Origin of the sequence: Streptomyces carpinensis (assembly GCF_002154505.1) — a bacterium.
Taxonomy (GTDB): Bacteria; Actinomycetota; Actinomycetes; order Streptomycetales; family Streptomycetaceae; genus Streptomyces; species Streptomyces carpinensis.
On sequence record NZ_MUBM01000084.1, the window covers coordinates 24,521 to 34,258 of the forward strand.

Here is a 9,738-nt window from a genome sequence, read left to right on the forward strand (position 1 = left end):
TGGCGGGCCGCAGGTGCACACTGGATGGCGGGACGAGTGCCTGACTGCGGGGTGATGCAAGATGCAGAGCCGCTTCCGGAGCGACCGACGGCTGACCGTGCGCATGGGGGTCACGCTGTTCCTGCTCGGGTTGCTGTACGTGGCGTTCGTGGCCGCACTGATCGTGCTGCTGAAGTCCTGGGTACTGGTCGTGGTGATCGCGGCGGCCGTGCTCGCCGCCCAGTACTGGTTCTCCGACCGGATCGCGCTGTTCGCGATGCACGGGCGGGTGGTGGAGCGGGAGGAGTATCCCGAGCTGCACGCGGTCGTCGACCGGCTGTGCGCCATCGCCGACATGCCCAAACCGGTGGTCGCCGTGTCCAGCATGGACATGCCGAACGCGTTCGCCACGGGGCGCAACCCGGACAACGCCGTGGTGTGCGTGACGACCGGACTGCTGCGCCGCCTGGAGCCCGCCGAGCTGGAAGGCGTGCTGGCCCACGAGCTCTCGCACGTGGCGCACAAGGACGTCGCCGTGATCACGGTCGCGTCCTTCCTCGGCGTGATCGCCGGACTGGTCGTGCGGTTCGCGTTCTACTCGGAGCTCTTCGGCGGGCGGGGCCGCAAGGACCAGAACACCCTGGCCGTGTTCGCCATGGTCATGGGCGTGTCCGCGGCCGTGTACGCGATCAGCTTCCTGCTGATCAGGGCACTGTCGAGGTACCGGGAGCTGGCCGCGGACCGGGCGGCGGCCCTGCTGACCGGGCGGCCCTCCGCGCTGGCCTCCGCGCTCACGAAGGTCACGGGCGACATCGGCCGGATCCCGTCAGAGGACCTGCGCACCGCCCAGGCCTTCAACGCCTTCTACTTCACCCCGGCGCTGGGCTCCGAGCCGGGCATCTCCCGGTTCTTCTCCACCCACCCGAGCCTGGAGCAGCGGCTGGAACAGCTGGGACGGATCTCCGCCGAGCTGGGCGAGGCCGCGACGCCGGGGAAGGCGGGCTGAGGATGGGGCTCCTGGACATCCTGCTCGGCCGTACGAAGCCGGCTCCGCCCGACCTGGACCAGCTGTTCGGCCTGCCGTCGGCGGCGGTGACGCTCGAGGCCGCGGCGGGCCTCAGGCCGACCGGACAGGGCGCGGTGTGCTTCGCCACGGTCGAGGGCGCGGCCTTCGAGCAGACGCACCGCGAGGTCCAGGCGCTGCTCGACGCGGACGCCGACCGCTCGGGCCCGCCGGTGGAGCTGGCCAAGGACGACTACGGCTACTCCTGGCTGGTCTCCCGCCGCGCCCCCGACCAGCTGCCCGAGCTCGTCAACGATCTGCACGCGGTGAACAGCGCGATGGAGGTCAACGGCTTCGGCCCCCAGCTGTTGTGCTCCCTGGTCGGTTTCACCGACGACACGGCGGCCGGCGGCACCGGCCGCCGTCTCGCGCTGGTCTACCTCTACAAGCGGGGCACCTTCTACCCGTTCGCCCCGCTGCCCGGCCGCCCGCAGCACCGCGACAACGCCCTGGAGCTGCAGCTGAAGGCCACCCTCGCGAACGACCTGCGCATCGAGGGGGACCTGAGCCGCTGGTTTCCGCTTTGGGGCGCCCCGGGTCTGTGACCCGTGAGTGAATGGGGGAATGCGCGAACTCTCCTCCTTCACCCACCACTTCGACGGAGAACGGCTCAGCGGCGCACGCGGCGGCGACGGTGACGGGCGTCCGGGGCGACCCACCGTGGTGCTGCTGCACGGCGCCGGCATCGGCAGCAAGCGGCCGCTGCTGCCGCTGCTGGCCGAGTTCACCGCCCGCGGCTGCCGCGGTGTCGCGTTCGACTTCTCGGGGCACGGCGAGAGCACCGGCGCGCTCCACGAGCTGAGTCTGCGCCGGCGTTTCGAGCAGGCGGTGGCGGTGATCGACGCGCACGCACCGTCCGACGGCCCGCTGATCCCGGTCGGGTTCAGCATGAGCGGTCAGACCGTGGCCGACCTGGCCCGGCACTACGGGAAGCGGGTGGTGGCGCTGGCGCTGTGCGCGCCCGCCGTGTACGCCGCCGCGGCGTGGGACGTGCCGTTCGGCAACGGCGACGGCCGGTTCAGCGAGATCATCCGCCGCCCCGACGGCTGGCGCACCGCTCCCGCGCTCGACGTGCTCCGAGCCTACGAGGGCCGGGCCGTGCTCGCGGTGCCCGGCACGGACGCCGTCATCCCGCCCGACGTCACCAAGGCGGTCGAGGACGCCCTGTCCGCCCGCGCCCGGTTCACCCGCTTCGACGTCTTCGACGCCGACCACAAGCTGGGCTTCTGGTTCCACGAGCACGCCGAGGACCGCCGGGACTTCGCGGACACGGTGCTCTCGGGGCTGGAGGCGTACGGGGTCGGGCCGCTCGAACAGTAGGGCCGAGGGTCCGCGAGGGGCGCCCGCGCCGGGGTCCGCAAGGCCGGGGCGGGGGCTCGGGCGGGAGCAGCCGATTGTCAGTGGGATCGGCGAGGATTCCGTCAGCACGGCACGGGACGACCGAGGACGACCACGGGTGGAGGACGCATGCGGCAGCTGCACCGGCACATCGATGTGGCCGAGCGGCGGGCCAGGCTGGCCCTGCGGCACCGGCTGGCCGCCGGAGCACGGGCGGCGAGTCCGGAGGAGGTCGCGCGGTCCCTGGTGGCCCTGCACGGCACGGACCCGGCGACGGTGTACCTGGGGGTGGGCGCGCGTCTGGCCGATCCGGTGAAGGCGGTGCCGGAGACGGAGCGGGCGCTGTACGAGGACCGCGCACTGGTGCGGATGCACGGCATGCGGCACACGGTCTTCGTGTTCCCGGCGGAGCTGACCGCCGTGGTGCACGCCTCGACCGGCATCGCCGTCGCCGCCCGCGCCCGGGCGGACCTGATCAAGGACATGGCGAAGGCGGGCGCCCCGGACGCCGCCTGGCTGAAGGACGTCGAGGAGTCGGCACTGGCGGCGCTGGGCCGGCGCGGCCAGGCCACGGCGACCGAACTCGCCGAGGACGAACCGCGGCTGCGGGAGCAGTTCGTGTACGCGGCCGGCAAGAGCTACGAGGGCGTGCACACGGTGTCGTCCCGGCTGCTGCGGCTGCTGGGGGTCGAGGGCAAGGTCGTACGCGGCCGGCCGCTCGGTTCGTGGACGTCCACGCAGTTCCGCTGGGCCCTCGCGCCCGAGCATCCCGAGCTGGACGTCGCGGACGCCCAGGCCGATCTGCTGCGTCGCTGGCTGGCGGCCTGCGGCCCGGCGACCGAGGCCGACCTGAAGTGGTGGACGGGCTGGCGGGTGACGGAGGTGCGGCGGGCGCTGGCGGCGATGGGCGCGCAGGAGGTGTCCCTCGACGAGGGCACGGGGTACGTGGTCGCGGGCGACACGGACCCGGTGGCCGCTCCGCCGCAACCGTGGGCGGCCCTGCTGCCCGGTCTCGACCCGACGGCGATGGGCTGGCAGCGGCGCGACTGGTACCTCGCCCCGGAGCTGCGGCCCGCGCTCTTCGACCGCAGCGGCAACGTGGGTCCCACGGTGTGGTGGAACGGCCGGGTGGTCGGAGCCTGGGCCCAGCGCTCCGACGGCGAGATCGCCTGGCGTCTCCTGGAGACGGAAGGCGTGGGCCGGGAGGCGCGGACCGCGATCGATGAGCAGGCCGGCCTCCTGCGGGACCTGCTGGGCCCGACCCGGGTGACACCGCGCTTCCGCACGCCACTGGAGAAGGAGCTGGCGACGTAGGGCGGCCCGGCCGGGCCGCCCGCGGCTCCGGGCGCGGTCGCCGCGCCCGGCGGCCGGGTCCCCACGCCGCCCGGGCGCCCGCGGGATGCGGGCACCGGGCGGTGGACTCAGCGGGAGTAGCGCATCAGCGCGCGCACCATGTGGCACGTGGTGTCCGACGGCGGATGCACGCCGATGAGCTGCGCGGCGCTGCGTATCGTCTCGTTGCGGGCCTGACCCGGCATGTAGACACCGGAGTCGAGCAGCGCGATGGCGAGCCGCATCGCCTTCAGGCGGCGGTTGTGCGTGATGTACCACTCCCGGGGACGGCCCGGCGGCAACGGGCGCTTCTCCACGGGCGCGTACGGCAGGTCGAGCAGGACCGGACGCTTCGCGGTGGACTGGGTGGGCTTCGGCTTCAGTGCGGCAGCGGGCACAGGCATCCTCCTGTCGCGTGGGAGTGCCCCCGGAGGCTTCGGCACTCCCGGCGACACCCTCGAACACTGCTTCCATTCTACTGCTGGGCACTGACATACCGTGAGCCCGCGCCGGCCGTCAAAGTGCCAGGTGAGAACGGAAATTGTCGCCGTGTCAGGCGCGCCGCACGAGGCGGCAAAATTCGAACAGAGCCCTCGCCCGCCACCCCGGGTGAAGCACCGTGTCCATGTCCGCGAAGCGGGCGCGGTCCGGCGGTGGGCACGGAGGAGCGCGTCGCCCCTTCGGGTGGTTCACCCACGGTCCCGGCCGGTCGTGGCACCGACCGGCGCTGCCGGGTGAGCCGGCCCACGCGTACCGTGGGCCCCATGGAGATCTGGATCAACCCGGCCTGTTCGAAGTGCCGCAGCGCGATCAGCCTGCTCGACGCCGAGGGCGCCGACTACACCGTCCGCCGCTATCTGGAGGACGTACCCACCGCGGACGAGATCCGTGCGGTGCTCGACCGGCTCGGGCTGGAGCCGTGGGACATCACCCGCACCCAGGAGGCCGACGCGAAGGAACTCGGACTGAAGGAGTGGCCGCGCGACGCCGGTACGCGCGACCGCTGGATCGGTGCGCTCGCCGCGCACCCGAAGCTGATCCAGCGCCCGATCATCACGGCCGACGACGGCACCGCGGTGGTGGCGCGGACCGAGGACGCGGTGCGGGACGCGCTCGGACTAAGCTGATCCCCCTCATCTTCCGTGTGACACACGTTACTTCGGTCGACTCCCGCAACCGCTGAGTAACCTCGTTCGGCATCTCGTACATAGCGGCGTACGCTCCCCTACCTCTTCAGGAGGCGCGCATGTCGCGCAGGAGAACTCTCAGTACGAAGAAGAAGGTCGCGCTGCTGGTCAGCGCCGCGGCGGTGGCGGGAGGCGGGGCCTTCGCGCTGGCGACCACGTCCAACGCCGCCCAGCCGCAGAGCCCGCGCACCCTGTCCGCCGGGGACTCGACCGTCTGTCAGGGGCTCGCCACCGCCCTCGGCAACAACCAGAGGTTCATCGACGGGCAGAGGGCCCACCCGGACGCACAGTCGGAGGCCCGGATCGCCAACCGCCAGGCGGTCATCGAGGAGATCAAGCGCAAGCAGGCCGCGTCCGGCTGCGCGGTCGGGGAGTCGGCTCAGGACTCCCAGGCCGGCCAGCAGGCACAGAACGGCGAGCAGAGCCAGAACGGTCAGCAGGCCGGCGACGGCGGGCAGGCCGCGCAGCCCTCGCAGACCGGTGTCGCGGGAGACGCCGGCGCCGGGGCCGCCGCCTCCGGGCAGCAGGTGTGCAAGGGCTCCCCCGTCACGCTCTCCGGCGAGGGCGGAGCCCCGGCGGCGTCCAGCAACCAGTTCCCGGCGGGTACGACGCTGAAGGTCACCAACCTGGACAACAACAAGTCCACGACGGTGAAGGTCACGTCGGTGTCCGGCAGTTGCGTCCTGCTCAACAACGCCGCCTTCGAGCAGGTCCGCGAGTCCGGCAAGTTCCTCATCCGGCACGCGCTGATCGAGAAGGTGGGGTGACGGGGTGACGCTCAGCCCGACAGGAAGCCGCTGAGACGGCGGCCCAGCCCCGCCGGCGCGCCCTGCGGCAGCGCGTGGTGCGAGACGCCCGGCAGTACGCCGGTCTCCACCCGTGGCAGCGTCGCGCCCGCCCTGGCCGCCACCCGGTGGCTGTCGTGGGTCCTGCTGTTCCCGGCCAGGAGCAGCAGGACCGGCACGTCCAGGGCGCGCAGCTCCCCCGGCCCCGGCCGCGGCCCGGTCACCGGCCTGGCGGAGGGGAAGCCCGCGGCCGCCTCCTGGAGCCGGAGCCAGTCCCGGTCCAGCGGCGCAGCGCCGGTCTCCCACTCCAGGAAGGAACGGACGCGGCGCGGCGAGGGCCGCAGCAGCATGGGCAGCGCGTGCAGCAGGTACGCCGTCTTGTATCCGGCGAAGCACTGGGTCGGATCGAGGAGGAACAGACGGCGTACCCGGCCGGAGGCGCGCAGTGCGTAGTGCAGGGCGATCCAGCCGCCGTAGGAGTGCCCGCCGAGATCCACGCGGCCGGCTCCGAGGCCGTCGAGGAGCGCGTCGAGCCAGACCACCAGGTCGGCGACCGTACGGGGGTGGCGGTCACCGGCCGGGGTGCCGCGGCCCGGGGCGCCCACGAGGTCGGCGGCGAGTACGCGGTGCCCGCGGGCCAGGTCGCCGGCCTGGGCGTACCAGGAGGCGGAGGTCGCGCCGCCGCCGCCCGGCAGGAGGAGCAGCGGGGGCGCGTCGCGCGGGCCGCACAGGGTGACCCACGTCTCCCCGAACGGGGTGGGCACGGCCACGGACTCACGCCCGCCGGGCCACTTGGCCATGACCTGGTCGAACGCCGCGTGGAAGCCGTCCATGTCGTACCCGCGCCGGCCGCTCACGACGCCGTCACTTCCGTCCCCCATGACACCCTCCCTCTGCCGTAATATCTCGTCCGACGAGATACTTGGTGAACGAGATGATAGCCGGAGGGAGACCGGGTGATGCGGGCCCAGGGCCACGAGATGGACATCGTCCACCTGCTGCGGGCGACCACGGTGGAGCTGGGCCTGCACAGCGCCCGGTTCGCCCAGCGCAACGGCATGCACCCCACCGACGTGCGCGCCCTGATCGCTCTCATGGACGCCCGCCGGGCGGGCGAGGGGATGACGGCCGGGCGGCTCGGCGCCGCGCTCGGACTCAACTCGGCGGGGACGACGGGGCTGCTGGACCGTCTGGAGCGGGCCGGCCATGTGCGGCGGGTGCGGGACGCGGACGACCGGCGCCGGGTGGTGATCGAGGTGGACGAACGGGCCGTCGAGCTGGGCTGGTCCTTCTTCGGCCCGCTCATCGACCGGGCCACCGAACTCCTGCAGGGGTACGACGAACGTCAGCTGGCCGCGATCCGGGGCTTCCTGGAGGGAGTGCGGGAGGCCGCGACCACGACTCCCTGACTCGCTCCGGGACCGCAACCCGGCTGCACGCTGTGAACCGGGACACAGCTGCGCCAGGTAACACGGGGTTCACATTCGGGCAACGGCCGGGAAATCGCCTGTTGACAAGCTGCGGGACATCGACAGGTGGCGCCCCGGCGCCGCAGCACCCGCAAGTGCGCCCGAGTGACACCCCGAAGGATGTGGCCCGTGAGCTTCAAGGCTGAGTACATCTGGATCGACGGCACCGCGCCGACGGCCAAGCTGCGCTCCAAGACGAAGATCCTCAGCGACGACGCCAAGGGTGCCGAGCTGCCGATCTGGGGCTTCGACGGGTCGTCCACCAACCAGGCCGCGGGGCACGCCTCGGATCTCGTGCTCAAGCCGGTCTTCTCCTGCCCCGACCCGATCCGCGGCGGCGCCGACATCCTCGTGCTGTGCGAGGTCCTGAACATCGACCTCACCCCGCACACGTCCAACACCCGTGCCGCGCTGGCCGAGGTCGCCGAGCGGTTCGCCGACCAGGAGCCGATCTTCGGCATCGAGCAGGAGTACACCTTCTTCGACGGAACCCGCCCGCTCGGCTTCCCCGAGGGCGGCTTCCCGGCCCCGCAGGGCGGCTACTACTGCGGTGTCGGCGCCGACGAGATCTTCGGCCGCGAGATCGTCGAGAAGCACCTGGACAACTGCCTGAAGGCGGGCCTGGGCATCTCCGGCATCAACGCCGAGGTCATGCCGGGCCAGTGGGAGTTCCAGGTCGGCCCGCTCGCCCCGCTGGAGGTCTCCGACCAGCTGTGGGTGGCCCGCTGGCTGCTGTACCGCACCGCCGAGGACTTCAACGTCTCCGCCACCCTCGACCCCAAGCCGGTCAAGGGCGACTGGAACGGCGCCGGCGCGCACACCAACTTCTCCACCAAGGCCATGCGCGAGGGCTACGAGGCGATCATCACCGCGTGCGAGGCGCTCGGCGAGGGCTCCAAGCCGCTCGACCACGTCAAGAACTACGGCGCCGGCATCGACGACCGCCTCACCGGGCTGCACGAGACCGCCCCGTGGGACCAGTACTGCTACGGCGTCTCCGACCGCGGCGCCTCGGTCCGCATCCCCTGGCAGGTCGAGAAGGACGGCAAGGGCTACATCGAGGACCGCCGGCCCAACGCCAACGTCGATCCGTACGTCGTGACGCGTCTGCTGGTCGACACCTGCTGCACCGCGCTGGAGAAGGCCGGCCAGGTCTGATCCGCGCTCGCCGACGCGAAAGGGGCGCCCACCGTCGTGGTGGGCGCCCCTTTCGCGCGCCGTCATGACGACCGTCTCGTCAGTGGCCCGTGTCATCGTGAGGGCATGGAGCACGAAGAGGATGTCGACGGGGGTCTCGCCGTCAAGGTCGAGACGGAGAACTGGCAGACGCACACGCGGGTCACGGCGGCGCCGCTGCGGGAGCTGGTGCTGCGGATCGGGGGCGCCGGAGACCGCTTCCTGGTCGTGCAGCGCATACCGGACCGGCCGCACGTCTTCGCCCAGGTGTGGCACGAGGAGGGGGGCACCTCAGGCGGGGCTACCGGCTGGAACACCGGTGCGGCGAGGAGGAGTTCTTCGGCACGGACCTCGCGGACCCGGGCCGGGTCGCGGACCTGCTGACCGGCTGCGCGCGGCAGGCCGACGGCTGGGACGCGGGGGCGCAGTGGGAGCCGGTGGACCTCGGGCCGCGCGCGGAGGTGCCCGAACTCCCGGGCGAGGTGCGCGAGAAGGTCGAGGAGGTCGTACGGCTGCGCCTGCGCTGCGGGTACGACTCCCGGAAGGCGCTGGCCGAGATCGCCGAGGACTACCTGGCCGACGGGGACGAGCGGCCCGTCTCCCGCGCCCAGGCCGTGCGACTGGTGGACCGGCTCTGGACGGAGCGCCTGGCCGAGCAGGACGGATGGGAGGGCGTCACCGACCCCGAGCGGCTCTCGCTCGCCTTCGGGGCGCTGGAGGAGACCGGCATCACGGCCCGGGAGAACTTCACCTGCTGCCACGGCTGCGGCATGGCCGAGATAGGCGCCGAGCGGGACGGCGCGCGCGGCTTCGTCTTCTTCCACCGGCAGGTCACGGAACACGCCACAGGGGGACACGGGCTGAGCCTCCACTACGGCGGCTTCGACGCCTCCGAGGAGACCACCACGGCCGTCGGCCACGAGGTCGTGGCCGCGCTCGGGGCGGCCGGTCTGTCCACCGTGTGGGACGGCGATCCGGGCAAGGCGATCGAGGTCGCGCCACTGACCTGGCGCAAGCGCCTGGTGGGATGACCGTCCGGGGACGGCTGCGCGCAAGGAGGCGTCCAAGCAGTGAGAGAAGGGTCCTGTCCGTGCGCGGTGTCTGCTTCAATGGAGGCATGGCCAGCTTCCAGAAGCACACCGCGACGGGTCGCCATGACCTCGAGCCCTTCTGGCCTTCCCGTCAGCACCACGACTTCGACCGGGTGTGTTGCCGCGCGGTGAACGCGCGGGCCCTCTAAAGCCGTACACCCCGGCCTTCGGCCAGCGCGACACGACGTACGTCCTTCGGTGCGCCCGACCACGAACTCGCGGCCGCCGTCCCACCCGACGAACTCCTCGCGTGAAAGAGCTGACCTCTCATGGCGACCACTCGTACCCTGACCACCGCCGCCCTCCCGGCCTCCGCAC

The 9,738-nt window shown here is 72.4% G+C and carries 10 protein-coding genes and 1 pseudogene; 9 read left to right on the top strand and 2 right to left on the bottom strand.

Features of this window, described 5'->3' with window-relative positions:
* Nucleotides 1-61: 61 nt before the first annotated feature.
* The 4 genes from htpX to BZY54_RS12150 all read left to right on the top strand — a co-directional run bounded on the left by htpX (nucleotide 62) and on the right by BZY54_RS12150 (nucleotide 3,694).
* A complete protein-coding gene (gene htpX / locus BZY54_RS12135) occupies nucleotides 62-985 on the top strand; it encodes a zinc metalloprotease HtpX (RefSeq protein WP_086725178.1) in 924 nt (307 codons plus the stop codon).
* Nucleotides 986-987: 2 nt separating this feature from the next.
* Nucleotides 988-1,587, top strand: coding sequence for a PspA-associated protein PspAB (pspAB, locus tag BZY54_RS12140; protein ID WP_086725179.1), 600 nt, complete (start codon nucleotides 988-990; stop codon nucleotides 1,585-1,587).
* 19 nt (nucleotides 1,588-1,606) lie between these two features.
* The gene (locus BZY54_RS12145; RefSeq protein WP_086725180.1) at nucleotides 1,607-2,362 is read left to right on the top strand and encodes an alpha/beta hydrolase; all 756 of its coding nucleotides are present in this window, start codon (nucleotides 1,607-1,609) and stop codon (nucleotides 2,360-2,362) included.
* 147 nt (nucleotides 2,363-2,509) lie between these two features.
* Complete coding sequence (locus BZY54_RS12150; protein WP_086725181.1) at nucleotides 2,510-3,694, top strand: winged helix DNA-binding domain-containing protein; 1,185 nt, start codon at nucleotides 2,510-2,512, stop codon at nucleotides 3,692-3,694.
* A 107-nt stretch (nucleotides 3,695-3,801) separates the two neighbouring features.
* Here BZY54_RS12150 and BZY54_RS12155 read toward each other — a convergent pair whose 3' ends face one another.
* Nucleotides 3,802-4,110, bottom strand: a complete 309-nt coding sequence (locus BZY54_RS12155; protein ID WP_086725182.1) for a hypothetical protein — start codon at nucleotides 4,108-4,110, stop codon at nucleotides 3,802-3,804.
* A 366-nt stretch (nucleotides 4,111-4,476) separates the two neighbouring features.
* Between BZY54_RS12155 and BZY54_RS12160 the strand changes: the two genes are divergently transcribed.
* A complete protein-coding gene (locus BZY54_RS12160; RefSeq protein ID WP_086725183.1) occupies nucleotides 4,477-4,839 on the top strand; it encodes an arsenate reductase family protein in 363 nt (120 codons plus the stop codon).
* A 119-nt stretch (nucleotides 4,840-4,958) separates the two neighbouring features.
* The gene (locus BZY54_RS12165; RefSeq protein ID WP_086725184.1) at nucleotides 4,959-5,666 is read left to right on the top strand and encodes an RlpA-like double-psi beta-barrel domain-containing protein; all 708 of its coding nucleotides are present in this window, start codon (nucleotides 4,959-4,961) and stop codon (nucleotides 5,664-5,666) included.
* 11 nt (nucleotides 5,667-5,677) lie between these two features.
* Here BZY54_RS12165 and BZY54_RS12170 read toward each other — a convergent pair whose 3' ends face one another.
* The gene (locus BZY54_RS12170; protein ID WP_167413985.1) at nucleotides 5,678-6,565 is read right to left on the bottom strand and encodes an alpha/beta fold hydrolase; all 888 of its coding nucleotides are present in this window, start codon (nucleotides 6,563-6,565) and stop codon (nucleotides 5,678-5,680) included.
* Between the two features lie 78 nt (nucleotides 6,566-6,643).
* On the opposite strand from BZY54_RS12170, the gene BZY54_RS12175 reads away from it, so the two are divergent.
* From BZY54_RS12175 to BZY54_RS12185, 3 genes and pseudogenes are all read left to right on the top strand, one after another.
* Nucleotides 6,644-7,093, top strand: a complete 450-nt coding sequence (locus BZY54_RS12175) for a MarR family transcriptional regulator (protein WP_086725185.1) — start codon at nucleotides 6,644-6,646, stop codon at nucleotides 7,091-7,093.
* A 189-nt stretch (nucleotides 7,094-7,282) separates the two neighbouring features.
* Nucleotides 7,283-8,311 (top strand): glutamine synthetase, encoded by a 1,029-nt coding sequence (glnII, locus tag BZY54_RS12180; protein ID WP_086725186.1) that lies wholly within the window; start codon nucleotides 7,283-7,285, stop codon nucleotides 8,309-8,311.
* 105 nt (nucleotides 8,312-8,416) lie between these two features.
* Nucleotides 8,417-9,360 (top strand): annotated as a pseudogene (locus tag BZY54_RS12185) (DUF6891 domain-containing protein).
* Nucleotides 9,361-9,738: the final 378 nt, after the last annotated feature.